The 24,158-nt window shown below is 73.9% G+C and carries 23 protein-coding genes; 17 read left to right on the top strand and 6 right to left on the bottom strand.

Features of this window, described 5'->3' with window-relative positions; genetic code table 11:
- Positions 1-58: 58 nt before the first annotated feature.
- The 13 genes from atpE to EDD32_RS00950 all read left to right on the top strand — a co-directional run bounded on the left by atpE (position 59) and on the right by EDD32_RS00950 (position 11,087).
- The gene (atpE, locus tag EDD32_RS01010) at positions 59-268 is read left to right on the top strand and encodes an ATP synthase F0 subunit C (RefSeq protein ID WP_211338682.1); all 210 of its coding nucleotides are present in this window, start codon (positions 59-61) and stop codon (positions 266-268) included.
- The gene (locus tag EDD32_RS01005) at positions 268-819 is read left to right on the top strand and encodes a F0F1 ATP synthase subunit B (protein ID WP_123913832.1); all 552 of its coding nucleotides are present in this window, start codon (positions 268-270) and stop codon (positions 817-819) included. The genes atpE and EDD32_RS01005 overlap by 1 nt, the downstream gene beginning before the upstream one ends.
- Positions 819-1,634, top strand: coding sequence for a F0F1 ATP synthase subunit delta (locus tag EDD32_RS01000; protein ID WP_123913830.1), 816 nt, complete (start codon positions 819-821; stop codon positions 1,632-1,634). The genes EDD32_RS01005 and EDD32_RS01000 overlap by 1 nt, the downstream gene beginning before the upstream one ends.
- Before the next feature lie 62 nt (positions 1,635-1,696).
- Positions 1,697-3,337 carry a F0F1 ATP synthase subunit alpha gene (gene atpA / locus EDD32_RS00995; RefSeq protein WP_123913828.1) on the top strand — a complete coding sequence of 547 codons (1,641 nt, stop codon included), beginning with the start codon at positions 1,697-1,699 and terminating at the stop codon, positions 3,335-3,337.
- A 2-nt stretch (positions 3,338-3,339) separates the two neighbouring features.
- Complete coding sequence (locus EDD32_RS00990) at positions 3,340-4,236, top strand: F0F1 ATP synthase subunit gamma (RefSeq protein WP_123913827.1); 897 nt, start codon at positions 3,340-3,342, stop codon at positions 4,234-4,236.
- A gap of 20 nt (positions 4,237-4,256) precedes the next feature.
- A complete protein-coding gene (atpD, locus tag EDD32_RS00985) occupies positions 4,257-5,735 on the top strand; it encodes a F0F1 ATP synthase subunit beta (RefSeq protein ID WP_123913825.1) in 1,479 nt (492 codons plus the stop codon).
- A gap of 14 nt (positions 5,736-5,749) precedes the next feature.
- Complete coding sequence (locus EDD32_RS00980) at positions 5,750-6,013, top strand: F0F1 ATP synthase subunit epsilon (protein WP_123913823.1); 264 nt, start codon at positions 5,750-5,752, stop codon at positions 6,011-6,013.
- 25 nt (positions 6,014-6,038) lie between these two features.
- Positions 6,039-6,437 (top strand): DUF2550 domain-containing protein, encoded by a 399-nt coding sequence (locus EDD32_RS00975; RefSeq protein ID WP_123913821.1) that lies wholly within the window; start codon positions 6,039-6,041, stop codon positions 6,435-6,437.
- A 28-nt stretch (positions 6,438-6,465) separates the two neighbouring features.
- On the top strand, positions 6,466-7,161 hold the full coding sequence (gene nucS / locus EDD32_RS00970) for an endonuclease NucS (protein WP_123913819.1): 696 nt from the start codon (positions 6,466-6,468) through the stop codon (positions 7,159-7,161).
- A 17-nt stretch (positions 7,162-7,178) separates the two neighbouring features.
- Positions 7,179-8,429 (top strand): N-acetylglucosamine-6-phosphate deacetylase, encoded by a 1,251-nt coding sequence (locus tag EDD32_RS00965; RefSeq protein ID WP_123913817.1) that lies wholly within the window; start codon positions 7,179-7,181, stop codon positions 8,427-8,429.
- Complete coding sequence (locus tag EDD32_RS00960; protein ID WP_123913815.1) at positions 8,426-9,838, top strand: GH1 family beta-glucosidase; 1,413 nt, start codon at positions 8,426-8,428, stop codon at positions 9,836-9,838. The genes EDD32_RS00965 and EDD32_RS00960 overlap by 4 nt, the downstream gene beginning before the upstream one ends.
- Position 9,839: 1 nt before the next feature.
- The gene (locus EDD32_RS00955) at positions 9,840-10,151 is read left to right on the top strand and encodes a hypothetical protein (protein ID WP_123913813.1); all 312 of its coding nucleotides are present in this window, start codon (positions 9,840-9,842) and stop codon (positions 10,149-10,151) included.
- A gap of 129 nt (positions 10,152-10,280) precedes the next feature.
- Positions 10,281-11,087 carry an alpha/beta fold hydrolase gene (locus EDD32_RS00950; RefSeq protein ID WP_123913811.1) on the top strand — a complete coding sequence of 269 codons (807 nt, stop codon included), beginning with the start codon at positions 10,281-10,283 and terminating at the stop codon, positions 11,085-11,087.
- A 52-nt stretch (positions 11,088-11,139) separates the two neighbouring features.
- On the opposite strand, the gene fdhA is transcribed toward EDD32_RS00950, so the two are convergent.
- Both fdhA and EDD32_RS00940 read right to left on the bottom strand, forming a co-directional pair.
- Positions 11,140-12,354: a formaldehyde dehydrogenase, glutathione-independent gene (gene fdhA / locus EDD32_RS00945; protein ID WP_123913809.1), complete on the bottom strand. Its 1,215-nt coding sequence runs from the start codon at positions 12,352-12,354 to the stop codon at positions 11,140-11,142.
- A 116-nt stretch (positions 12,355-12,470) separates the two neighbouring features.
- Entirely contained in the window at positions 12,471-12,896 is a 426-nt protein-coding gene (locus tag EDD32_RS00940; protein WP_123913807.1) for a hypothetical protein, read from the bottom strand.
- 50 nt (positions 12,897-12,946) lie between these two features.
- Here EDD32_RS00940 and EDD32_RS00935 point away from each other — a divergent pair, with 50 nt between their 5' ends.
- Positions 12,947-13,435, top strand: a complete 489-nt coding sequence (locus tag EDD32_RS00935) for a GNAT family N-acetyltransferase (RefSeq protein ID WP_123913805.1) — start codon at positions 12,947-12,949, stop codon at positions 13,433-13,435.
- A 13-nt stretch (positions 13,436-13,448) separates the two neighbouring features.
- Here EDD32_RS00935 and EDD32_RS00930 read toward each other — a convergent pair whose 3' ends face one another.
- Positions 13,449-14,636, bottom strand: a complete 1,188-nt coding sequence (locus EDD32_RS00930; RefSeq protein ID WP_123913803.1) for a coiled-coil domain-containing protein — start codon at positions 14,634-14,636, stop codon at positions 13,449-13,451.
- 251 nt (positions 14,637-14,887) lie between these two features.
- Here EDD32_RS00930 and EDD32_RS00920 point away from each other — a divergent pair, with 251 nt between their 5' ends.
- Genes EDD32_RS00920 through EDD32_RS00910 form a run of 3 tightly spaced genes read left to right on the top strand, consistent with a single transcriptional unit; the run spans position 14,888 to position 18,228 of the window.
- A complete protein-coding gene (locus EDD32_RS00920; RefSeq protein WP_170175152.1) occupies positions 14,888-16,183 on the top strand; it encodes a hypothetical protein in 1,296 nt (431 codons plus the stop codon).
- Positions 16,180-17,217, top strand: a complete 1,038-nt coding sequence (locus EDD32_RS00915) for a DUF8094 domain-containing protein (RefSeq protein WP_123913797.1) — start codon at positions 16,180-16,182, stop codon at positions 17,215-17,217. Before EDD32_RS00920 ends, EDD32_RS00915 begins: the two co-directional genes overlap by 4 nt.
- A 57-nt stretch (positions 17,218-17,274) precedes the next feature.
- Entirely contained in the window at positions 17,275-18,228 is a 954-nt protein-coding gene (locus tag EDD32_RS00910) for a tetratricopeptide repeat protein (RefSeq protein ID WP_211338681.1), read from the top strand.
- A gap of 222 nt (positions 18,229-18,450) precedes the next feature.
- Here the strand turns inward: EDD32_RS00910 and glgB are convergent, their stop codons facing one another.
- From glgB to treS, 3 genes are all read right to left on the bottom strand, one after another.
- The gene (gene glgB, locus EDD32_RS00905; protein ID WP_123913795.1) at positions 18,451-20,646 is read right to left on the bottom strand and encodes a 1,4-alpha-glucan branching protein GlgB; all 2,196 of its coding nucleotides are present in this window, start codon (positions 20,644-20,646) and stop codon (positions 18,451-18,453) included.
- An 83-nt stretch (positions 20,647-20,729) separates the two neighbouring features.
- Positions 20,730-22,100 carry a maltokinase N-terminal cap-like domain-containing protein gene (locus EDD32_RS00900; RefSeq protein WP_123913793.1) on the bottom strand — a complete coding sequence of 457 codons (1,371 nt, stop codon included), beginning with the start codon at positions 22,098-22,100 and terminating at the stop codon, positions 20,730-20,732.
- A complete protein-coding gene (gene treS, locus EDD32_RS00895) occupies positions 22,097-24,121 on the bottom strand; it encodes a maltose alpha-D-glucosyltransferase (protein WP_484103611.1) in 2,025 nt (674 codons plus the stop codon). The genes EDD32_RS00900 and treS overlap by 4 nt, the downstream gene beginning before the upstream one ends.
- Positions 24,122-24,158: the final 37 nt, after the last annotated feature.

Here is a 24,158-nt window from a genome sequence, read left to right as displayed (position 1 = left end):
TGAAAAACGACGCGGCCGGGACGTCCCCGGCCCGCCACAAAGGAAGGAAGACCTCCTCATGGAGATCACCGGCGACATCGCGACCATCGGCTACGGCCTCGCCACCATCGGCCCCGGTATCGGCATGGGCATCCTGGTCGGCAAGACCCAGGAGGCTGTCGCCCGTCAGCCCGAGCTGGCCGGTCCGCTGCGCATCAACATGTTCATCGGTATGGCGCTGGTCGAGGCCCTCGGTCTGATCGGCCTCGCCGCAGGCTTCGTCTTCTGATGACCCCCACGGCCCTGGTGCTGGCCGCGGAGACGCAGAACCCGCTGCTCCCGGCCACCTACGACATCGTCTGGTCGCTGGTCGCGATCGCGATCATCGCGTTCTTCCTCGTGAAGTACGCGGTGCCGCGCCTGACCGCGGTCCTCGACGAGCGCGCCGCCAAGATCGAGGCGGGTCTGACCCACGCCGAGCGCGCGGAGCAGGCCGCGGCCGAGGCCGAGGCCCGCATCGCCGAGGAGCTGACCCTGGCCCGCCGTGAGGCCGCCGAGGTCCGCGACAACGCGCAGGACGAGGGCAAGGCCATCGTCGCGGAGGCGCGGAACAAGGCGCAGGCCGAGGCCGACCGGGTCACCGAGGGTGCCGCCCGCCAGATCGAGGCGGACCGCCAGGCCGCACAGATCTCGCTGCGCACCGACGTCGGCATGCTCGCCACCGAGCTGGCAGCCCGGATCGTCGGGGAGTCGGTGACCGACCAGGCCCTGCAGTCCCGCGTCATCGACCGCTTCCTGGACGAGCTCGAGACGGCCCCGGCGCCGGTGCGGGAGGCGTGATGCGCGCGTCCAGCCAGGCGGCGCTCGACCAGGCACGGGAGCGGTGGGAGCCGGTCCTGCGGCAGGTGGGCGGCCGGGGCGTCGCCATCGGCGAGCAGCTCTTCGCCGTCGTCGACCTGCTCGACGGCTCCGCCTCGTTGCGTCGCGCGCTCACCGAGCCCACCCGGTCCGGCCAGGACAAGGCCGGTCTGGTCCAGCACCTCCTCGGCGCGCGGGTCGACCCGGAGGTCGTCGACCTCCTCGGCGGGCTGGTGCGCGAGCGCTGGTCCACCGACGCGGACCTCGCGGACGCGGTGGAGTCCCTCGCCGTGACCACGGTGCTGGCCGCCGCGGAGAGCGCGGGCCGCCTCGCCGTCGTCGAGGACGAGTCCTACCGGCTCGCCCGGATCCTCACCGACGAGCGCGAGCTGCGCCTGGCGGTGTCGGACAAGCACGCCGACCCGGCCCGCCGGGCCGAGCTCGTCGAGACCGTCCTGGCGGGCAAGGTGGCGCCGGAGACGGCCATGCTCGCCGCCCGTGCGGCCCGGGCCCCCCGGGGCCAGCCGGTGCCCTCGCTCCTGCGACGCGTGGCCGAGCTGGCCGCCGCCCGGCGCGAGCACGTGGTGGCCTCGGTCACCTCGGCCGTCCCGCTGACCCGCGAGCAGATCGATCGCCTCGCCGCGATCCTGCGGCGCCGGTACGACCGTGCCGTGCAGGTGCACGTGGGGATCGACCCGGCCGTGGTCGGCGGCCTGCGTGTGCAGGTCGGCGACGACGTCATCGACGCCACCCTGGCGAGCCGCCTCGCCGAGGTCCGACGCCGCGTCGCCGGCTGAGCCTCACCGACCCATGACTGACGGACCGCGACCGCGGTCGCCAAGAGACGAAGGAAGAGCAGATGTCTGAGCTGACGATCCGGCCGGAGGAGATCCGCGCCGCGCTGGACAGCTTCGTGAGTTCCTACGAGCCCGCCCAGGCCGTGAGCGAAGAGGTCGGCCACGTCACTCTGGCCGGTGACGGCATCGCGCAGGTCGAGGGCCTGCCCGGTGCCATGGCGAACGAGCTGCTGCGGTTCGAGGACGGCACGCTCGGCCTGGCCATGAACCTCGACGTGCGCGAGGTCGGTGTCGTCGTGCTGGGCACCTTCACCGGCATCGAGGAGGGCCAGGAGGTCCGCCGCACCGGCGAGGTGCTCTCGGTGCCCGTCGGCGAGGGCTACCTCGGCCGTGTCATCGACCCGCTCGGCCAGCCGCTGGACGGCCTCGGCGAGATCACCGGCGTCGAGGGACGTCGCGCACTGGAGCTCCAGGCACCCGGCGTCATGATGCGCAAGAGCGTGCACCAGCCGCTGCAGACCGGCCTGAAGGCCATCGACTCGATGATCCCCATCGGCCGCGGCCAGCGTCAGCTCATCATCGGCGACCGCCAGACCGGCAAGAGCGCCATCGCTCTGGACACGATCCTCAACCAGAAGGCGAACTGGGACTCCGGCGACCCGGAGAAGCAGGTCCGCTGCATCTACGTCGCCGTGGGCCAGAAGGGCTCGACCATCGCCGCGGTGCGAGCCACCCTGGAGAAGGCCGGCGCGCTGGAGTACACGACGATCGTCGCGGCGCCCGCGTCCGACCCGGCCGGCTTCAAGTACATCGCCCCCTACACCGGCTCGGCGATCGGCCAGCACTGGATGTACCAGGGCAAGCACGTCCTCATCGTCTTCGACGACCTGTCCAAGCAGGCCGAGGCCTACCGCGCCGTCTCCCTCCTCCTGCGCCGCCCGCCGGGCCGTGAGGCCTACCCCGGCGACGTCTTCTACCTGCACTCCCGCCTCCTCGAGCGCTGCGCGAAGCTCTCGGACGAGCTCGGGGGCGGCTCGATGACGGGCCTGCCGCTCATCGAGACCAAGGCCAACGACGTCTCGGCGTACATCCCGACCAACGTCATCTCCATCACGGACGGGCAGATCTTCCTCCAGTCCGACCTGTTCAACGCCAACCAGCGTCCCGCCGTCGACGTCGGCATCTCGGTCTCCCGCGTCGGCGGTGACGCCCAGATCAAGGCCATGAAGAAGGTCTCCGGCACGCTCAAGATCACCCTGGCGCAGTACCGGTCCATGGCGGCGTTCGCGATGTTCGCCTCCGACCTCGACCCGACGACGCGCCAGCAGCTCATCCGCGGCGAGCGCCTCATGGAGCTGCTCAAGCAGCCCCAGTACACCCCGTACGACGTGGAGGACCAGGTCGCCTCGATCTGGACCGGCACCAACGGGTACCTCGACGACGTCGAGGTCAAGGACATCCCGCGGTTCGAGGCCGAGCTGCTCGACCACCTGCGCCGTCACTCCGACGTCCTGACCACGATCGCCACCACCGGCAAGCTCGAGTCCGACACCGAGGACGCCCTGCGCGCCGCGGTCGAGGACTTCCGCAAGGGCTTCGTCGACGCCGCGGGCAACCCGCTCGGCGCCGAGCCGGAGCTGGGCGGGGACGAGGTCGAGGCGGAGCGCGCGCAGGAGCAGATCGTCTCGACGAAGCGAGGCTGACCGTGGCGGGATCCCAGCGTGTCTACAAGCAGAAGATCAGGGCCACGCAGACCCTGAAGAAGGTCTTCCGTGCGATGGAGCTCATCGCGGCCTCACGCATCACCAAGGCACGGAAGAAGGCGCAGGGGCGCGACCCCTACACCCTGGCGCTGGTCCGGGCAGTCTCGGCCGTGGCCGAGCACGCCAACCTCGACCACCCCCTCATCAAGGGCCGGCAGGACACCAACCGGGTCGCGGTCCTGGCCATCACCTCCGACCGCGGCATGGCGGGCGCCTACTCGGCGACCGTCCTGCGCGAGACCGAGCGCCTGCTCGAGCGGCTGGAGTCCGAGGGCAAGGAGCCGGTGCTGTACGTCTCGGGGCGGCGTGGCGAGAGCTACTTCCGCTTCCGCGGGCGTGAGGTCGTCCGGTCGTGGACCGGCAGCTCGGACAACCCCGACGCCGAGACGTCCACGGAGATCGCGGACGAGCTCCTCGCGGCGTTCCTCGCCCCGGCCGAGGAGGGCGGCGTGGGCGAGCTCCACGTCGTCTTCACCCGGTTCGTCTCGATGGTCTCCCAGGTGCCGCAGGTCCGCAGGATGCTGCCCCTGGAGGTCGTCGAGGGTGTCACCGAGGCCGGCGCACACGCGCTCCCGCTGTACGAGTTCGAGCCCAGCCCGGACGAGGTGCTCGACGCGCTCCTGCCGCTGTACGTGCGCAACCGGATCTACGCCCAGCACCTCATGGCGGCGGCGTCGGAGCTGGCCGCCCGTCAGCAGGCCATGCACACGGCCACGGACAACGCCGAGGACCTCATCCGCGACTACACGCGGCTGGCGAACCAGGCCCGCCAGGCCGACATCACCTCTGAGATCACCGAGATCGTCTCCGGAGCCGACGCGCTCGCGTCGAGCCGGTGAACAGCGAAGGAACAAGGACAATGACTGCCACTGACACCGACACGACGAAGCAGGGTGCGGCCGGCGTCGGCCGGATCTCCCGCGTCACCGGCCCCGTCGTCGACATCGAGTTCCCGCCGGACGCCATCCCGGAGATGTACAACGCCCTCACCACCGAGGTCGACCTCACCGGCCAGGGGGAGGGCGAGGGCAGCGGCAAGCTCCACATGACCCTCGAGGTCGCCCAGCACCTGGGCGACAACCTCGTCCGGGCGATCGCCCTGAAGCCGACCGACGGCCTCGTGCGCGGCGCCAAGGTTCTCGACACCGGCGCGCCCATCTCGGTGCCCGTCGGCGACGTCACCAAGGGCCACGTCTTCAACGTCACCGGCGAGGTCCTCAACCTCGCCGAGGGCGAGCAGCTGGAGATCACCGAGCGGTGGCCGATCCACCGGGAGCCGCCGCGCTTCGACCAGCTCGAGTCGCGGACCCAGATGTTCGAGACCGGCATCAAGGTCATCGACCTGCTCACCCCGTACGTCCAGGGCGGCAAGATCGGCCTGTTCGGCGGTGCGGGCGTCGGCAAGACCGTCCTCATCCAGGAGATGATCCAGCGCGTGGCGCAGGACCACGGCGGTGTGTCGGTGTTCGCCGGCGTCGGCGAGCGCACCCGTGAGGGCAACGACCTCATCGCGGAGATGGAGGAGGCCGGCGTCTTCGACAAGACGGCCCTCGTCTTCGGCCAGATGGACGAGCCGCCGGGCGTGCGCCTGCGGGTGGCCCTGTCCGCGCTGACGATGGCGGAGTACTTCCGCGACGTGCAGAAGCAGGACGTGCTGCTCTTCATCGACAACATCTTCCGCTTCACCCAGGCCGGCTCCGAGGTCTCGACCCTCCTCGGTCGCATGCCCTCCGCGGTGGGCTACCAGCCGAACCTCGCCGACGAGATGGGTCAGCTCCAGGAGCGGATCACCTCGACCCGCGGGCACTCGATCACCTCCCTCCAGGCGATCTACGTCCCCGCGGACGACTACACCGACCCCGCCCCCGCGACGACGTTCGCGCACCTGGACGCCACCACGGAACTCTCCCGCGACATCGCCTCGCGCGGCCTGTACCCCGCGGTGGACCCGCTCACCTCGACCTCGCGCATCCTCGACCCGCAGTACGTGGGCCAGGAGCACTACGACGTCGCCACGCGGGTGAAGTCGATCCTGCAGAAGAACAAGGAGCTGCAGGACATCATCGCCATCCTCGGCGTCGACGAGCTCTCCGAGGAGGACAAGGTCACCGTCGCCCGCGCGCGCCGGATCGAGCAGTTCCTCTCGCAGAACACCTACATGGCCGAGAAGTTCACCGGTGTGTCCGGCTCGACCGTGCCGGTGAGCGAGACCGTCGAGGCGTTCAAGAAGATCGCCGACGGCGAGTTCGACCACATCGCGGAGCAGGCCTTCTTCAACATCGGCGGCCTCGAGGACCTCGAGCGGTCCTGGGCCAAGCTCCAGTCCGAGCTGCGCTGACGGAGGGCACCGACATGATGAAGGTAGAGGTCGTCTCGACGGACGCCTCGCTGTGGAGCGGCGAGGCGACGAGCGTCGTCGTGCCCGCCGCCGGCGGCGACATGGGCATCCTCACCGGCCGGCAGCCGGTGCTCGCGGTGCTGCGCCCGGGCAAGGTGCGCATCACCCCGTCCTCCGGCCAGGTCGTCACGCTCGACGTCCACGAGGGGTTCGTCTCCGTGGACGAGGACATCGTGACGGTCGTGGTGGACAACAGCGCCGCCGACCGGGCGAGCTAGGACGACGTTGTCAGGGGCGGGCGCCGTGTGGGGCATCCTCACGGCGCTCGCCCTCGTCGTCCTGGCGGTCATCGCCCTCACCGGGCGGGTGCGCCACCTCGGCCGGCGCGTCGGCTCGTTCGAGTGCGCGCTGCGACGGCCCGGGCAGCGTGACTGGACGTCGGGGATCGCCGTCTTCGGCTCGGGCCGCCTCGACTGGCACCGGCTCGTCTCCCTCGCCCACCGGCCGGCCCGCAGCTTCGTGCGGCGCGACCTGGAGATCGTCGGTCGCCGGCCCCGGGGGCCGGGCCCGCGCGGCGTGAGGGTGGTCGAGGTCGCGTTCCGGTACCGGGGCGAGGACCTCGAGCTCGCCATGGGCGACCAGGCCCTGGCCGGCCTCGTGAGCTGGCTGGAGGCCGCACCGCCCAACGAGGGGCGTCCGTGAGGGGCGCCGGAAGGTAGGGTTCCACCCCGTGCGTGTCGTCATCGCGAAGTGCTCCGTGGACTACTCCGGTCGTCTGGACGCCCACCTGCCCCTCGCCACCCGGCTGCTCATGGTCAAGGCCGACGGGTCGGTGCTCGTCCACTCCGACGGCGGCTCCTACAAGCCGCTGAACTGGATGAGCCCACCGTGCCGGCTCGACGTCGCCGCGGCGGCCGGGCCGGACGCCGCGGCCGGGGCCGTCGAGGTCTGGACCGTGCAGAACGCCAAGACCGACGACCGCCTGGTCGTGCGGGTCCACGAGGTCCACGCCGACCACAGCATCGAGCTCGGGGTCGACCCGGGCCTGGTCAAGGACGGCGTCGAGGCCCACCTGCAGAAGCTCCTCGCCGAGCAGATCGCCCTTCTCGGCCCCGGCCACCAGCTCGTGCGGCGCGAGTACCCGACGGCCATCGGCCCCGTCGACATCCTGGCCAGGGACCCCGCCGGCGCCAGCGTGGCGGTGGAGATCAAGCGGCGCGGCGACATCGACGGCGTGGAGCAGCTCACCCGCTACCTCGAGCTGCTCAACCGCGACCCCCACCTCGCCCCGGTCCGGGGGGTCTTCGCCGCCCAGGAGATCAAGCCCCAGGCCCGGGTCCTGGCCACCGACCGGGGGATCCGCTGCCTCGTCCTGGACTACGACGCCATGCGCGGCCTGGACGACGTGGGCTCGCGGCTGTTCTGACGGTGTTGGATAGGGCCATGACTGTGCTGCGCGGGCGGGTGGTGACCCCCACCGGCGTCCTCGACGACGGCGTGGTCCTCCTCGACGGCGACCGCATCGCGCTCGTGGCCGACCTCACCACCCCGGCCGGCCGCGGCGCGGCCGAGGCGGCGCTGGCCGCGGCGGGCGAGGCCCTGCCCGACCCTGACGGCGGCCTCGTCCTGCCGGGCCTGGTGGACCTGCACTGCCACGGCGGCGGGGGAGCGTCCTTCCCGGACGCCACCGACGCCGACGAGGCGCTCCGGGCCGTCGCCGAGCACCGGCGGCACGGCACCACGACGCTCGTGGCCTCCCTCGTCACGGCCGCCCCGCACACCCTGCGGGAGCGGGTCGCGCTCCTCGCCGACCTCGCCGACGCCGGCCAGGTCGCCGGGATCCACCTCGAGGGCCCGTTCCTGTCCACGGTGCGCTGCGGGGCCCAGGACCCCGCGCTCATCGCCCTGCCGGACGTCGAGCTGACCGAGGAGCTGCTCGCGCTGGCTCGCGGGCACCTGGTCTCCATGACGCTCGCACCGGAGCACGCCGGCAACCTCGACGTCGCCGCACGGCTCGTGGCGGGCGGGGCGCTGCCGTCCTGGGGTCACACCGACGCCGGGCCCGAGGAGACGCGCGGCGCGCTCGCGGCGTCCGCGGCGCTGCTCGCCGGCGGGGGGCGGTCGCCCCGCGCGACGGTGACGCACCTGTTCAACGGCATGCACCCCTGGCACCACCGCGAGCCCGGCCCGGTGGGGGAGTTCCTCGCCGCCGCCCGGCGCGGCTCCGCCGTCGTCGAGCTCATCGGCGACGGCACCCACCTGCACCCCGCGCTCGTCCGGGAGGTCCACGAGCTCGTCGGGCGCGAGGGCGCGGTGCTCGTCACCGACGCGATGGCGGCCGCGGGCATGGCCGACGGCAGCTACCGGCTGGGCTCGCAGGACGTCACCGTCTCGGGCGGCGTCGCGCGCCTGACCGACGGCGGCGCCATCGCCGGGGGCACCGCGCACCTCCTGGACGTCGTGCGCACGACCGTCGCGGGCGGGGTGCCCCTCGCCGACGCCGTCCACATGGCCTCGGCGGGTCCGGCAGCCGTGCTCGGCGCGGACGACGTCGGCGCGCTCGAGGCGGGCCGCCGCGCCGACGTCCTCGTCACCGACGCCGACCTGCGCCCCCTGCGCGTGCTGCGCGGCGGCGTCGAGGTGCCGCTCCCGCAGACCCCCGCACCACCGACCGACGAGAGGCCAGCGACATGAGCGAGCGCACGTTCCCCGAGGACTTCGTCTGGGGGGCGGCCACGGCGGCCTACCAGATCGAGGGTGCGGTGACCGAGGGCGGCCGCGGGCCCTCGATCTGGGACACCTTCTCCCACACCCCGGGGCGCACGCACGAGGGCGACACGGGCGACGTCGCCGTGGACCACTACCACCGCTGGCGCGAGGACGTCGCGCTCATGGCCGGGCTCGGCCTGGACGCCTACCGCTTCTCGATCTCGTGGCCGCGGGTGCAGCCCGGCGGGCGCGGGCCGCTCAACCCCGAGGGCGTCGGGTTCTACCGGGCCCTGGCGGGCGAGCTCGCCGCGGCGGGGATCAACCCGGTCGTCACGCTCTACCACTGGGACCTGCCCCAGGAGCTCCAGGACGCCGGCGGGTGGACCAACCGGGAGACGGCCTACGCCTTCGCCGGGTACGCCCGTGCGATGGCCCGCGAGCTCGGCGACCTCGTCGAGGTCTGGACGACGCTGAACGAACCCTGGTGCAGCGCCTACCTCGGGTACGCCTCCGGCGTCCACGCCCCCGGCGTCACGGACCCGGCGGCCGCCCTGGCCGCCGCGCACCACCTCAACCTCGCGCACGGCCTGGCCGCGGCGGCCATCCGCGAGGAGCTGGGCGACGACGCCAACGTCTCCATCGCCCTCAACCTCCACGTCACCCGGCCGGCCGACCCCGAGCGTGCCGCCGACCTCGAGGCCGCGCACGAGGTCGACCTCGTCGGCAACCACATCTTCCTCGGCCCGCTGCTCGACGGGTCGTACCCCGTCGAGCTGCGCGAGCTCACGTCCTCGGTCACCGACTGGTCGTTCGTCCAGGAGGGCGACCTCGCCCTCATCCGCCAGCGCCTGGACGTGCTCGGGGTCAACTACTACTCCACGAACTACGTGCGCCGGCTCGGTCCCGGTGAGCGCCCCACCGGCACCGGCGGCCACGGCGACTCGGCCGCCAGCCCCTGGGTCGGGCTCGACACGGTGGAGTTCCTGGCGCCGCGCGGTCCGGTCACCGCGATGGGCTGGAACATCGAGCCCGAGGGGCTGCACGAGCTCCTCACCGCCCTGACGATCGCCTACGACGGGCTGCCGCTCATGATCACGGAGAACGGGGCGGCCTTCGACGACACCGTCGGCGCGGACGGTGCGGTCCAGGACCCCGAGCGGCAGGACTACCTCTACCGGCACATCGACGCCGTCGGGCGCGCGATCGACGACGGCGCGGACGTGCGCGGCTACTTCCTGTGGTCCCTCCTCGACAACTTCGAGTGGGCGTACGGCTACGCCAAGCGGTTCGGCATCGTGCGGGTGGACTACGCGACCCAGGAGCGCACCCCCAAGGCCTCGGCGCGGTGGTACTCCGAGCTGGTCCGCTCCGGCGTGCTGCGCCCGCCCGCCTGAGATGCCCTCCTCCCGACGCTCGCGGCGCCGTCCCTACGGGGACGGGCACGTGCCGCTCGACCCCGACCGGCTCGGTGGGCTGACCCGCAGCGAGTCGGGCCCCGGGGGGCAGACCTTCGCCGTGCGGCGCGTGCGCGGGTCGGACAAGAGCTACCGGTGTCCCGGGTGCGACCAGATCGTCGCGCCGGGGACGCCGCACGTCGTGGCCTGGCCCACGGAGCACCTCCTCGGCGCCCAGGCCGGCCTGGACGACCGCCGGCACTGGCACGCGGCCTGCTGGCAGGCGCGGGAGCGGCGCCGGCCGACCCGCTGACCTCACGAGGGTCGGAGGGGACCGCGGGGTCGAGGGGACCGCAGGGTCCGAGGGCCGACTGTCGCGGACCGACCAGGCGGCCCCAGGAGTGGGGGCGCCGACGGTGCCGGGCCGTGCCATGCTCGGGACATGAGCCTGGCACTGCACCACCACGGCCCCGACTCCGACCTCCCCCTCGTCCTGCTCCACGGCTTCCCGCTCGACTCCTCGATGTGGGACGACGTCGTGTCGCACCTCCCCGACCTCCGCGTCGTCACCGTCGACGCCCCCGGTTTCGGCTCCTCGCCCGCGGGCAGCGCCGTCTCCGAGGCGCTCGGGCACCCGCGCCGGCCGGCCCTGACCACGTACGCGGACGCCGTGGCGGCCGCGCTGGACGGGGCCGGGATCGGCCGGGGCGTCGTCGCGGGGCTGTCCATGGGTGGCTACGCCGTCCTCGCCCTCGCCGAGCGTCACCGGGGCCTGCTCGCCGGCATCGGGCTCCTCGACACCCGTGCCGGCGCCGACGACGAGACGGCGCGCCGGAACCGCCTCAAGGTGGCCGAGGCCGCCCTGGGGGCCGCGGGCTCGTCCGCCGTCGCGCCGATGCTGGAGAAGGTGGTCGGGCCGACGACGCTGGCCGAGCGGCCCGAGGTCGTCGAGCGGCTGCGGGCCGCCCTGGCCGCGGCGCCCCCCGGCGGCATCGCCTGGGCGCAGCACGCGATGGCCAACAGGCCCGGCCGGCTGGCGGTCCTGCGCGACCTGGACGTCCCGGCACTGGTCCTGCGCGGCGCGGAGGACGAGATGAGCCCGCAGGCGGCCGCCGAGGAGATGGCCCACGCCCTCACCGACGTCGAGGTCGTGGTCGTCCCGCGGGCCGGCCACATGAGCGCCCTCGAGGCGCCCGCGGAGGTCGCCGTCGCGCTGCACCGGCTGCACGAGCGGGCCGCGCAGCGCTGAACGGGACGGCCCCGGCCGGCGGTGTGCCGGTCGGGGCCGTGTGCGGCGCGCGTCAGACCTTGATGAGCCCGTGCGGGTCGAGGACGTACTTCTTGGCCGCGCCGGAGTCGAACTCGGCGTAGCCCTGCGGCGCCTGGTCCAGCGGGATCGGCGTCGCGTGGACGTTCTTCGCGATCTGCACCTTGTCGTGGAGGATCGCCATCATCAGGCCGCGGTGGTAGCGCATCACCGGACACTGGCCGGTGGTGAAGCTCAGCGACTTGGCCCAGCCCGTGCCCAGGCTGATCGACAGGGTGCCGTGCTTGGCCGCCTCGTCGACCGCCCCGGGGTCACCGGTGACATAGAGGCCCGGGATGCCCAGCGCCCCGCCGGCCGCGGTGATGTCCATGATCGAGTTGAGCACGGTGGCCGGGGCCTCCTTGGCCGACCCGGCTCCGTGCCCGCGCGCCTCGAACCCGACGGCGTCGACGGCGCAGTCCACCTCGGGCACGCCGAGGATCTGCTCGATCTGGTCCTTCGGGTCGCCCTTGGAGACGTCGACCGTCTCGCAGCCGAACGCCCGTGCCTGGGCCAGCCGCTCCTCGTTGAGGTCGCCGACGATGACGACGGCGGCGCCGAGGAGCTGGGCCGACGTGGCCGCCGCGAGACCCACGGGCCCGGCGCCGGCGATGTAGACCGTGCTGCCGACCTTGGTGCCCGCGGTGTAGGCGCCGTGGAAGCCGGTGGGGAAGATGTCGGAGAGCATGGTCAGGTCGAGGATCTTCTCCATCGCCTGGTCCTTGTCGGGGAACTTCAGCAGGTTCCAGTCGGCGTACGGCACGAGGACGTACTCCGCCTGGCCGCCGACCCAGCCGCCCATGTCCACGTACCCGTAGGCCGAGCCCGGCCGGTCGGGGTTGACGTTGAGGCAGATGCCGGTCTTGCCCTCCTTGCAGTTGCGGCAGCGACCGCACGCGATGTTGAACGGCACGGACACCAGGTCACCGACCTTGATGAACTCCACGTCGGAGCCGACCTCGACCACCTCGCCCGTGATCTCGTGACCCAGCACGAGCCCCTCGGGAGCGGTCGTGCGGCCCCGGACCATGTGCTGGTCCGAGCCGCAGATGTTCGTGGACACCACCTTGAGGATCGCTCCGTGGTTGACCTTCCGGCCCACGTTGGCCGGGTTGACCCCCGGTCCGTCCTTGAGCTCGAACACCGGGTAGTCGATGTCGATGACCTCGACCTTGCCCGGACCTGCGTAGCTGACTGCCTTGTTGCCCACCTGGGGCCTCCTTCTTGTCGGACGTCGTCGTACGAACTTCGGAGTCCGGCCCCGGGCACAGTCGTCCGCGGCCGGACCCTCACCCTCCCACGCCCGTCCGCTACTGGGAAGGGTGGTCAGTCCCGGGCGCCCCAGCCGGGCAACAGGCGCTCGAGGGCGGTCGCGAGGTCGATCGAGTCGCCGTCCTTGCCGCCGGAGCCGATGACGAGCGGGGGCTCGGCGGGGCGGAGCGTCACCCCGCGCAGCCGGTCCGTGACGGAGAGGCGTGCGGTGAGGACGTAGAAGGAGCCGTCCGTCCCGACCGCGACCGTGCGGTCCGCGCGGAGGTACCAACCGGTGGTGTCCGTACGGGCCGAGCCGCGCCCGCCGTAGCCCTGGACCCGCAGGGCCTCGGCGGGCAGGCCCGCGGCGGCTGCCGCGGCGGCGAAGCCGTCGAGCATCTCCTGCGCACGCCGGGCGTCGGCCCGCCGGCGCCGGTCGAGGGCCTCGGCATGGGCACCGGCCGCCTCCCGGCGCCGGCGCGACCACTCGTCGGTGTCCATGGTCGACAGCGTACGACCGGCGTGACGATCGCCACCGATACCCTGGGACCGTGCCCGCCCTGCCCTCCGCCCGGATCCGCCCGGCGTCGGTCCTCGACGCCGCGGCGCTCGCCCGAGTGCACCAGCAGGGCTGGCGCGAGACCTACCGCGACCGGGTCCCGGAGACGGTCTACACCGAGCGGGACCACACCCTCGAGGGCCAGTGGGCGGCCCGCCTCGCCGACCCGGGCGACACCCACACGTGGATCGCCGAGCGGGACGGCGAGGCCGTGGGCCTCGCGAGCGCCCGCGCGACGGGACCGGGCCAGGTCCGGCCCCTCGAGCTGACGCTGCTCTACGTCCTCGCCGCCGAGCAGGGCCGCCGCACGGGCCTGCACCTGCTGCGCCTGGCCGTCGGGGACGCGCCGTGCTTCCTGTGGGTGGTCGAGGACAACGACCGGGCGGTGGCCTTCTACCGGCGCCAGGGGTTCGAGCTCGACGGTGCCCGCCGCGAGCAGGCGGCGCACGGGCTCCTGCCCGAGGTGCGGATGGTGCGCTGAGCGCGCTCCGTCGTCAGGCGGGCGGCGGTGGGGGCGGGCCCCCGACCGGACGGGCGCCGGACGGGCGTCCCTTGCCGGGGCGGGCTCCGGGGCTGCCGGGAGGCCGCCCCGGTCCCTCGGCGGGCGGCTGGTCGGCGGAGCTGTCCTCAGGCGCGGGGGGAGACCCCTCCTCCCGGGCAGCGAGCAGGCCTCGAAGGTCCTCGACGTAGCCGGCGATGGACTCACGCTGCCTGCTCAGCTCCTCCACCTGGCGCTGCGCCGTCGTGCGGGCCTGCTCCGCCTCGTCGACGGCCTCGGCGCGTATCCGCGCGGCGTCGGTGCGGGCGTCGGCCAGCAGCTGCTCGACCTCGCCGTGGGCGGCGTCGAGGCGGGCGCGCACCTCGTCATCCGTCTCGACCCGGAGCCGTTCCGCGCGCTCCAGCGCCGCGGCCAGGCGCCGCTCCGCCTGCTCGGCACGTTCCTGGGCGTCCCCGAGCATCGTGCGTGTCTGCTCCACGGCGGCGGCGTGGGTGTCGGCGGCGGCCTGCTCGGTCCGGGCGCGCAGCTCGGTGGTCTCGGTCTCGGTCCGGGCGCGGAGCTCGGTGGTCTCGGTCTCGGTCCGCGTGCGCAGCTCGGTGGTCTCCCGCTCCGTCAGGGCACGCAGGAGCCCCAGCTCCCGCTCGAGGCCGGCCCGCCGCTCGGAGGTCTCGGCCGTGACGGCGGCCGTGACCCGGCCGGCCTCCCGCTCGGCGGAGGCGACGAGCTCCTCGGCGCGGTGCCGGGCGTTGGTCATGGCGGTGTCGGCCTGGGCCCGGGCGTGGGTCGAGAGCTGCTCGACCTCGCGCCGCGCGTCGGCGAGGAGGGCGGCGGCCTCCTGCTCGGCCCGTTCGGTGAGGGCGCCGGCGTTGGCCCGGGCGCGGTCGAGGATCCGCTGGGCGTCGGTGTTCGCCCGCCTGACGACGTCGAACGCCTGCTCCTCCGCGGACCGGAGCAGCTGCTCCACGCGTGAGCCGAGACCGGCGTAGGTGGGGCGCTCGTTCTCCCGCAGGAGCCGCTGGGCCTCGGCGAGCTCGCCGGCGATCTTCAGGGTGCGGGCGTCGAGCGCCTCGACCTCGTGCCGAGCCTCCGCAAGGGCGCTCTCGAGGGCGTGGATCCGCTGGTCGACCTGGGCACGGTCGTAGCCGCGCATCACCACCGGGAACGCCGGGCCCTCCTCGCTCATGGCAACCTCCTGCGATCGTCGTCGCCGCGGTGGCGGAGCCCGGACGCCCTGCCCACGTCGGCCGTCCTCAGGGTAGCCGGGCCCGTGACCGGCACCACCGCCGGGCCGTCGAGCCGCCGTCCCCGGCGGGTCCGGGCCGCCCGCACCGGGGGCGCCGGCAGGTCCCCGGGGGCGCGAGGGGACGGCGCGACGTATTCTGGCTGGTTGACGATGCCACACAGGGCATCCTGAACGGGAGGACACCCACCCTCGTGACACGTCGGATCATCTCTGTCGCGCTCATCGTGCTCGGCGTCGTCGCGATCGCGCTGGCGATCGCCTCCGCCACGGTGTGGCGTCCCACGGACACCGCCACCCTCACCCTGCCCGACCGCCCCGAGGCGCCCGTCGTCGTCTCGGACCCCGGGGTCCTGGACGCGGTCGCCGAGGACGTCACGATCACGGCGACGGCCGGCGACGACGAGCCGGTCGTCCTGGTGGTCGCCCGGAGCGAGGACGTCGACGCCTGGGTCGGTGAGGACGCTCACGTGCGCATCACCGGGCTGAGCTCGTGGGAGCAGCTCGACGCCGAGACCCGGGGCGAGTCCGCGGAGGCTCTGCCGAACCCGGCCGGGTCAGACCTGTGGCCCGTCGAGCAGACCGGGACGGGCACCGCCGAGATCGAGTGGGAGGACGTCGAGGGACGATGGAGCCTCCTCGCCGCCACCGACGGCGAGTCCCCGGCGCCGCAGGTCGCGCTGAGCTGGCCCGTCGAGGTGCGCACGCCGTGGTTGGTCCCCGGACTCGTCGCCGGCGCGGTCCTGCTCCTGGCCGGCCTCGCGCTGCTGGCGCTGGACCTCCTGACCCGCCGGGAGGCCGGCCGCCGTACGGCCGGTCCCCGGTCCACCGCGGACACCACGACCACGTCCGAGGTGCCCACCACGGCCGCGGCAGGTCTGACGCGGCGGGAGCTGCGCGAGCGTGCGCGCGCCGAGGAGGGCCGCGGCCGCACGGGAGAGATCCCGGTGGTGGCCGGGATCCCGGGCGAGGACGTCCGCGACCAGGGCGACGCCGGGGCTGCCCGCGGGGCCGCAGTGGTACCGGGCTCGATCCGGTCCGCCGAGCTGCGCGCCACCCGGACCTCGGTCGCGTCCGCGCCGGGTGCCGACGACGCCGCCACAGGCACCGGCGACGGCGACACCGACCAGCCCGAGATCCACGCCGGCGACGGCGACACCGACCAGCCCGAGATCCACGCCGGCGACGGCGAGCGCGTGGCCGCCGGCACCGCCCGCGGAGCGGGGATCGTGCCCGCCTCGCGGCGCGCCGATGAGTACCGAACCGCTCGCGCCGACCGGTCCGTCACCGACGCGCCGGTCCCGGCGGGGCCAGCACGCGGTGCCGAACACACCGGCGGTGCTGCCGCCGGTACCGAGCACACCGGCGGTGCTGCCGCCGGTACCGAGCACACCGGCGGTGCTGCCGCCGGGACGACCGACGAGGAGGCACCGAGCTGGCGAAGCATGTGGGGATTCAGGGAAGCCCGGGACGAGGGGGAGCAGCGATGAGGCGCATCACGCACCGTCGCGCCGTGGCCGGCGGCGCCGTCGTCGTCGCCCTGCTCGCGGGATGCTCCCCGGCGGAGCTGCCGCAGCCGGACCCGGACCCGGTGGCCGAGACGCCGGCGCCGGTCCTCGACGCGAGCCGCACCGAGCGCATCCTCCAGGAGATTGCGGACGACATCGCGGCGGGTGACGAGGCGCAGGACGTCGAGGCCATGTCCTCCCGCGTCATCGGGCCCGCCCGGGACATCCGCCAGGCCGAGTACCGGCTGGCCGAGGCCACCGACGGCGACGCGGCCGCCGGCCCGCTGACGACCGAGCCCCAGGTGGAGGCGGTTGCGGCGACCGCCGAGTTCCCACGCACCGCGATGGTCATCACGCAGGTGCCGGAGGGGGCCAACCTGCCGCTGCTCATGGCGCTGACCCAGGGCAGCGCCCGGCAGCAGTTCGCGCTGTGGGGCTGGGTCGAGCTCTTCCCCGGCACCGAGACGCCTGCCCTGGTGCACCCGGACACCGGCTCGGCGCAGGTGCCCAACGACGCCACGGGCCTCGCGGCCGCGCCGGCGGAGGTCGTCGACCGCTACGCCGAGGCGCTGACCGACCCCGAGGGCGAGGCGGCGGACCTCTTCGCCGAGGACCCGTTCGCGACGAGCGTGCGCGAGGGGGTCACCGGGCTGGATGACGCTGTCGAGGCGGGTGGTGAGGCGACCCTGGGCGCCGAGGCCGGCGACGACGGCCCGGTGGCACTGGCCACGGCCGACGGGGGCGCGATCGTCATGGGGGAGATCACCACGGCCACCACGATCCGCAAGACCGTCGCCGGCGCGACCGTCACCGCCGGCGGCGCCCTCGGCAGGCTCCTGGGGGAGGACGCCGAGGTGCGAGGCACGGTGACCGGGACCTCGCTGGTGCTGCTGGCGTTCTACGTCCCGCCGGCCGACGCCGAGGACCAGACGATCCGGGCGCTGGGCGCGAACACCGTCCTCTCCGAGGTGACCAGGGACGACGCCGCTGCGCCCGCCGAGGAGCCCGAGGGCTGACCCGACCGCGCCGCGGTGCGGCGCGAGCACGATGACAGACGAACGAAGGAACCACCCATGAGCCAGCCCATGCCGCGGATGAACCTCGCCGGTGCCGTGGACCTGTCCACGCTCCGCGCCCCCTCACCCGGCGGTGCGCCGGGTTCCGCTCCCGGCGCCCCCGCCCCGGGCGCTCCCGGCGCGACAGTCCCCGGGCCACTGGTCACCGACGTGACCGAGCAGACGTTCGGCGCCCTCGTCCAGCTCTCCTCGCAGGTCCCGGTGGTGCTCGAGCTGTGGTCGCCGCGGTCTGCGGCGAGCGCACAGCTCACGGAGGTCCTCGAGGGCCTCGCCCGCGAGTACGCCGGGCGCTTCCAGCTGGCGAAGGCCGACGTCGACACGGCCCCGCAGATCGCGGCGGCGCTGCAGGTCCAGTCGGTCCCCACCGTGGCGGCCGTCGTCGCCGGCCAGCCCATCCCGCTGTTCCAGGGTCTCTACCCCGCCGAGCAGCTTCGCCAGGTCCTCGACGAGGTCCTGCGGCTCGCCGCCGAGAACGGCGTGACCGGTGTGATGGCCGGCGAGGAGGAGCCGCTCCCGGAGCCGGAGGAGCCACCGCTGCCGCCGCTGCACGCGGAGGCGATGGAGGCCCTGGAGCGCGGCGACCTGGCCGCCGCGGAGGACGCCTACCGACGGGCGCTGAAGGAGAACCCGGGTGACGCGGAGGCGCACGCGGCGATGCTGCAGGTCCAGCTGCTCCAGCGGGCGGACGCGGCTGACGCGGCGCAGGCGCTCGCCGCGGCGGACGCCGGCGGGCCCCGCGACGTCGACGCGGCGCTCACCGCGGCGGACGTGGAGGCGGCCGTCGGCGACTTCGGCGCGGCGTTCGCGAGGCTCCTCGCCTCCGTGCGCGTCACCGCCGGGGACGACCGGGAGCGCGTGAGACAGCGACTGGTCGACCTCTTCGAGATCGCCGGCCCGGGGCACCCGGAGGTCGCCCCTGCCCGCCGCAACCTGGCGAGCGCGCTGTACTGATCACGACGGACGAAGGGCCCGGAGCATCCGGGCCCTTCGTCGTGTCCGGGGACGGTCAGCGCGGGGCGACGCCGGAGGAGGGTCACATCGGGTGCGTGCGGGCCGGCCCTGTGACGTTGTGGCGCGAGGGCGGGCCCTGTGACGCTGTTGCTGCCGTGCGGGCCGGCCCTGTGACGTTGTGGCGCGAGGGCCGGCCCTGTGACGCTCCGACGGCCGTTCTCGTCAGCGGCCGGCCGGGACCAGCCAGACCGCCCCGAGCGGCGGCACGCGCAGCGCGACCGAGTGCTGCCGACCGTTCCAGCTGACCTCCTCGGCCTGCAGGGTGCTTGGGTTGAGGACGCCGGAGCCGCCGTAGGACTGGTCGTCGGAGTTGAGGACCTCCACCCAGTCGCCGCCGTGCGGCAGCCCGGTGCGGAACCCCTCGTGCGGTGTGCCCGCGAAGTTGATGATGCAGACCACGAGGTCCTCGCCGTCGGCGCTTCGACGGACGAAGGAGATGAGGTTGTGGTCCCCATCGGTGCTCTCGATCCACTCGAAGCCGCGGTGCGAGAAGTCCTCCGACCACATCGCCGGGTGCGCGCGGTAGACCTCGTTGAGCCTCGCCACGAGCCGGGCGACCCCCTGGTGCTGGGGGACGTCCATGTGCCACCAGTCCAGGCCGCGGCTCTCGTCCCACTCGGCGCCCTGGGCGAACTCCTGGCCCATGAAGAGCAGCTGCTTGCCGGGGTGCGCCCACTGGTAGGACAGCAGCGCCCGGACGTTGGCCAGCTGCTGCCAGTAGTCGCCCGGCATCTTCGACAGGAGCGACCCCTTGCCGTGGACGACCTCGTCGTGGCTGATCGGCAGGACGAACTGCTCGGAGAAGGCGTAGACGAGGGAGAACGTCAGCTCGCCGTGGTGGTAGCGCCGGTTGATCGGCTCCTCGGCGACGTAGCGCAGGGTGTCGTTCATCCACCCCATGTTCCACTTGAGGCCGAACCCGAGCCCGCCGCGGGAGGTCTCGGCCGTGACGCCGGGCCAGGCCGTGGACTCCTCGGCGATCATGACGATGCCGGGGACCCGCTTGTACGCCGTGGCGGTGGTCTCCTGGAGGAAGCTGATGGCTTCGAGGTTCTCCCGGCCGCCGCGGGCGTTGGGCCGCCACTCGCCGGGCTTACGGGAGTAGTCGAGGTAGAGCATCGAGGCGACGGCGTCGACGCGCAGACCGTCGACGTGGAACTCCTCGAGCCAGTACAGGGCGTTGGCCACGAGGAAGTTGCGGACCTCGCGCCGGCCGAAGTTGAAGATGTGGGTGCCCCAGTCGGGGTGGTCCCCGCGCAACGGGTCCGGGTCCTCGTACAGGGCGGTGCCGTCGAACCGGGCCAGGGCCCACGCGTCCTTGGGGAAGTGGGCGGGCACCCAGTCCACGATGACGCCGATCCCGGCCTGGTGGAGGCGGTCGACGAGGTGGCGGAAGTCGTCCGGCGTCCCCAGCCGGGACGTGGGGGCGTAGTAGCCGGTGACCTGGTAGCCCCACGACCCGCCGAAGGGGTGCTCGGCGACGGGCATGAACTCCACGTGGGTGAAGCCCAGCGTGGTCACGTACTCGATGAGCTCGTCGGCGAGCTCACGGTAGGACAGCCCCGGACGCCACGAGGCGGCGTGCACCTCGTACACGCTCATGGGCCCGGTGTGGGGGTTCGTGGTGGCGCGGCGGGTCATCCACGCGTCGTCGGACCAGGTGTACGAGGACTCGGTCACCACGGACGCGGTCGCGGGCGGCACCTCGGCGTAGCGGGCCATGGGGTCGGCCTTCTGGTGCCAGGAGCCGTCGCGGTAGCCGATCTCGAACTTGTAGCGCTCGCCGGCGCCGATCCCCGGCACGAACAGCTCCCAGATCCCCGAGCCGCCGAGGGAGCGCATCGCCGTGCCGGCGCCGTTCCAGGAGTTGAAGTCACCGACGACGCGCACGGCCCGGGCGTTCGGCGCCCACACCGCGAAGCTCACGCCGGTGACGTCGCCGAGCTCGCCGGGGTAACGGCGCACGTGGGCGCCCAGGACGTTCCACAGCTCCTCGTGCCGGCCCTCGGTGATGAGGTGCTGGTCGAGCTCGCCCAGGGTGGGCAGGTAGCGGTAGGGGTCGTCCACGGTCGTGGTGGTCGCGCCGTACGTGACCCGGATCCGGTAGTCCGGGACCGTCGTCCCCGGCAGCACGGCCACCCACACGCCGTCGTGCTCGTGGTGGGCCTCGTACACGTCGTGGGCGGTGACGACGGCGACGGCGTCGGCCAGGTGGCGCACCGTGCGCACGGTGACCGCACCGTCCCCGACGTGGGCGCCGAGGACCGAGTGCGGGTCGTGGTAGGCGCCGTACGCGACCTCGTGCAGGACGCCGGCGTCGACCGGTCGGGCGGCGGGGGGTCTGGTTTCACGATCCATGGGTCAACTCTCTCCCATCAGGGGGCCGCTCGCGCGGTTTGTGGCCCCGGCGGCCGAGGGGTCGGCGGGGGTGTGTCGGTGGGTCAGGTGCCGCCGGCCCCGGCGAGGATCCGCTCGATCCCCGCCACCGGGATGGGCAGCCAGTCGGGTCGGTTGCGCGCCTCGTAGACCGCCTCGTACAGCGCCTTGTCGAGCTCCAGGGCGCGCAGCAGCTCGGCCCCGGCGCGGGGGTCGCCGCCCGAGACCGCGGCGTAGCCGTCGAGGAACGCCTCGCGCGCGGCGCCGGCCCAGCCGGCCGGGGCGCCGGCGGCGGAGGCCGCGGCGTAGTCGAACGACCGCAGCATCCCGGCGACGTCGCGCTGGGGGAGGTCCGGCTCCGTGCGCTCGGCGAGGGGACGCAGGGGCTCGCCCTCGAAGTCCAGGAGGACCCAGCCCCGGCCGGGGACGTCGAGGACCTGCCCGAGGTGGTAGTCGCCGTGCACACGCTGCAGCCGCGGCCACGGTGCGCCCGCGCCGGCGCGCAGCACGGCGCCGATCTCCTCGGCCCGGCCGGCGAGCGCCGGCACGTGGGCGACGGCGTCGCCCTGGCGGCCCTGCCAGCCGCGAAGCGTGGCCGCCCGCGCGGCGTCGTCGGCCGTGCGGGTGGGCAGCACCCGGGCGAGGACCGCGTGGACCTCGGCGGTGGCCTCGCCGAGGGCGCGGGCCCGGTCGGTGAAGTCCTCGCCCTCGGTGGCCGCGCGCAGCGCGACGCGCCACGCGTCCTCGACCCCGGGCAGGAACTCCTGGGCCAGGGCCAGGTGCCCCTCGACCAGGGTCTCGCCGGCGCCGGCGCCGGTCACCACCCCGGGCGAGCCGGCGTCGCGGACCGGCCAGCGACCGACGAGGTCGCCCACCGGCCGGGGGACCCGGGCGGACCCGGCCGAGGCGAGCGCCTGCTGGACCTCGACGTCGGGGTTGTACCCGGGGTGCAGGACACGGAAGACCTTGAGGATGACCGGCTCGCCGTCGGCGACGTCGTAGATGACCGAGGTGTTGGACTGTTCGCCGGTGAGCACCCGCGACCCGGTGGGGACCGGGGCCGGTCCCGCGCGGTGCCCGGTGCCCAGCCCGCGGCCGTCGACCGGGTCGAGGCGGCGTTCCTGGGTGATCGCCCGGAGGAGGGCTGCGGCGCCGTCGGGGTCCTGGCAGCCGTCGTAGACCCAGCCGGCGGGCCCGGCGGCCACGAGCGCGCCCTCGAGCCCGGCGACCGGTGCCCCGTGGCGCGTGAGCGGGACCTGGTAGAGCACCGGCTCGGGGCCGGCGTCGTCGCGCACCAGCCACGTCTGCGACAGCTCGTCCAGGCGCAGGCCGGAGACCGCTGTCAGGCGGGGCGTGCGCCCCTTGCCGGTGTACCACCGCCGCCCGGCGAGCCACGTGCCGAGGGCGCCGAGGACCTCGGCATCGAGGATGCTCATGCCGTCCCCTCCGGGGTCGCGGCGCTGGGGTCGGAGAGCCGGGGCGCCGCCGCGGCGGGGTCGGCGCCCCGGGCCCCGGCGGGCGGCGCGACGGCGTCGGTGGGTCGCGGCCCGGCGGGCCCGTGGCCGGCCGCGGGCGCGGTCAGCACGGGCATCCCGGCCGGCGGCGTGGGCGGCCGGTGGTCGGACGGCAGGACCGGGGCCCGGGGGCCGGTGCCGTCCGGGGTGACGTGGTAGGACTCCGTGCGGTGGTGCTCCTCGCCCTCGGCGGGCGCCGGGCGCACGTGCGCGGGCAGGCCGCCCATGGGTGCGCTCACCGCCTCCTCGGGGCGGGTGACGACGAGCCAGAAGAAGTCGCGCGAGCCCAGGGTGAAGGTGACCGTGCCGTCGGCGGACACCGCCGGGAAGCGGGCGCCCCCGAACACGTCGGTGAGGTGGTGACCAGCGTGGTCGGGCATGCGCACGGTCGTCGACCGGGCGGTGTTGGCCATGTTCATCACGCAGAGCACCGTCTCGTGCCCGTTCGAGCGGGTGAAGGCCAGGACCGCGTCGTTGTCCACCCGCAGCGGGACGAAGTCGCCGTTGCCGAACACGGGATGCTGGCGTCGCACGTCGAGGATGCCCCGGACCCAGTGCAGCAGCGACGTCTTCTGCGCGATCTGCGCCTCGACGTTGACCGCCGCGTAGTGGTTGACGAGGGACTGCACGACCGGCAGGTAGAGCTTGCCCGGGTCCGCGGTGGAGAAGCCGGCGTTGCGGTCCGGGGTCCACTGCATGGGGGTGCGCACCGCGTCACGGTCCGGTAGCCAGATGTTGTCGCCCATGCCGATCTCGTCGCCGTAGTACAGGCACGGCGAGCCGGGCAGGGACAGCAGGAGCGCGTGGGAGAGCTCGATCTCGGCCCGCGAGTTCCCCAGCAGCGGCGCCAGCCGGCGCCGGATGCCGACGTTCGCCCGCATGCGGGGGTCCTCGGCGTACCAGCCGTACATGGCGGCGCGCTCCTCGGTGGAGACCATCTCCAGCGTCAGCTCGTCGTGGTTGCGCAGGAAGGTGCCCCACTGCGCCCCTGCGGGGATGGGCGGGGTGTCGGCGAGGATGTCCCGGATCGCGCTCGCCCGCTGCTCGCGCAGCGAGAAGTACAGACGCGGCATGACCGGGAAGTGGAAGCACATGTGGCACTCGGGCCGCTCCTCGCTCCCGTAGTACTCCACCACGTCCTCGGGCCACTGGTTGGCCTCGGCGAGCATGACGACGCCGGGGAACTCGGCGTCGACCATGGCGCGCAGGTCCGCGAGGAACTCGTGGGTGCGGGGGAGGTTCTCGCAGTTCGTCCCCTCCTCCTCGAAGAGGTAGGGCACGGCGTCGAGCCGGAACCCGTCCACCCCCACCTGGCACCAGAAGCGGACGACGTCGAACATCGCGTCGCGGACCCTGGGGTTCTCGAAGTTGAGGTCGGGCTGGTGGGAGAAGAACCGGTGCCAGAAGTACTGCCGGCGCACCGGGTCGAACGTCCAGTTCGACGTCTCGGTGTCGACGAAGATGATCCGGGCGTCCTCGTAGCGCTCGGTGGTGTCGGACCAGACGTAGAAGTCGCCGTAGGGCCCGTCGGGGTTGGACCGCGACGACTGGAACCACGGGTGCTGGTCGCTCGTGTGGTTCATGACGAGGTCGACGATGACGCGGATGCCGCGGGCGTGGGCCTCGCGCATCAGCTCCTCGAAGTCCTCGATGGTGCCGTACTCGGCCGCCACGGAGGTGTAGTCCGAGACGTCGTACCCGCCGTCGCGCAGCGGCGAGGGGTAGAACGGCGGGAGCCACAGGCAGTCCACGCCGAGCCACTGGATGTAGTCGAGGCGGTCGATGAGCCCGCGCAGGTCGCCCGTGCCCGAGCCGCGCGAGTCGGCGAACGCGCGCAGGAGCACCTCGTAGAACACCGCCGTGCGGTACCACTCCGGGTCCTCGGAGAGGCCGGGCCGGTGCCCGTCCTGCAGCGCCGCGACCGGCTCGACCGGGGCGGGCAGGGCGCCCTCGGGGGCGGGGACGGTCTGCGCGGGGACG

Origin of the sequence: Georgenia muralis (genome assembly GCF_003814705.1) — a bacterium.
Classification (GTDB): domain Bacteria; phylum Actinomycetota; class Actinomycetes; order Actinomycetales; family Actinomycetaceae; genus Georgenia; species Georgenia muralis.
This window is presented reverse-complemented; position numbering and strand designations above follow the sequence as displayed.

What these genes read in the sequence shown, in the direction of transcription:
- atpE (WP_211338682.1), top strand. Translation starts at nt 59, where the DNA reads ATGGAGATCACCGGCGACATCGCGACCATCGGCTACGGCCTCGCCACC.
- EDD32_RS01005 (WP_123913832.1), top strand. Translation starts at nt 268, where the DNA reads ATGACCCCCACGGCCCTGGTGCTGGCCGCGGAGACGCAGAACCCGCTG.
- EDD32_RS01000 (WP_123913830.1), top strand. Translation starts at nt 819, where the DNA reads ATGCGCGCGTCCAGCCAGGCGGCGCTCGACCAGGCACGGGAGCGGTGG.
- atpA (WP_123913828.1), top strand. Translation starts at nt 1,697, where the DNA reads ATGTCTGAGCTGACGATCCGGCCGGAGGAGATCCGCGCCGCGCTGGAC.
- atpD (WP_123913825.1), top strand. Translation starts at nt 4,257, where the DNA reads ATGACTGCCACTGACACCGACACGACGAAGCAGGGTGCGGCCGGCGTC.
- EDD32_RS00980 (WP_123913823.1), top strand. Translation starts at nt 5,750, where the DNA reads ATGATGAAGGTAGAGGTCGTCTCGACGGACGCCTCGCTGTGGAGCGGC.
- EDD32_RS00965 (WP_123913817.1), top strand. Translation starts at nt 7,179, where the DNA reads ATGACTGTGCTGCGCGGGCGGGTGGTGACCCCCACCGGCGTCCTCGAC.
- EDD32_RS00960 (WP_123913815.1), top strand. Translation starts at nt 8,426, where the DNA reads ATGAGCGAGCGCACGTTCCCCGAGGACTTCGTCTGGGGGGCGGCCACG.
- EDD32_RS00955 (WP_123913813.1), top strand. Translation starts at nt 9,840, where the DNA reads ATGCCCTCCTCCCGACGCTCGCGGCGCCGTCCCTACGGGGACGGGCAC.
- EDD32_RS00950 (WP_123913811.1), top strand. Translation starts at nt 10,281, where the DNA reads ATGAGCCTGGCACTGCACCACCACGGCCCCGACTCCGACCTCCCCCTC.
- EDD32_RS00940 (WP_123913807.1), bottom strand. Translation starts at nt 12,896, where the DNA reads ATGGACACCGACGAGTGGTCGCGCCGGCGCCGGGAGGCGGCCGGTGCC.
- EDD32_RS00930 (WP_123913803.1), bottom strand. Translation starts at nt 14,636, where the DNA reads ATGAGCGAGGAGGGCCCGGCGTTCCCGGTGGTGATGCGCGGCTACGAC.
- EDD32_RS00915 (WP_123913797.1), top strand. Translation starts at nt 16,180, where the DNA reads ATGAGGCGCATCACGCACCGTCGCGCCGTGGCCGGCGGCGCCGTCGTC.
- EDD32_RS00910 (WP_211338681.1), top strand. Translation starts at nt 17,275, where the DNA reads ATGAGCCAGCCCATGCCGCGGATGAACCTCGCCGGTGCCGTGGACCTG.
- glgB (WP_123913795.1), bottom strand. Translation starts at nt 20,646, where the DNA reads ATGGATCGTGAAACCAGACCCCCCGCCGCCCGACCGGTCGACGCCGGC.
- EDD32_RS00900 (WP_123913793.1), bottom strand. Translation starts at nt 22,100, where the DNA reads ATGAGCATCCTCGATGCCGAGGTCCTCGGCGCCCTCGGCACGTGGCTC.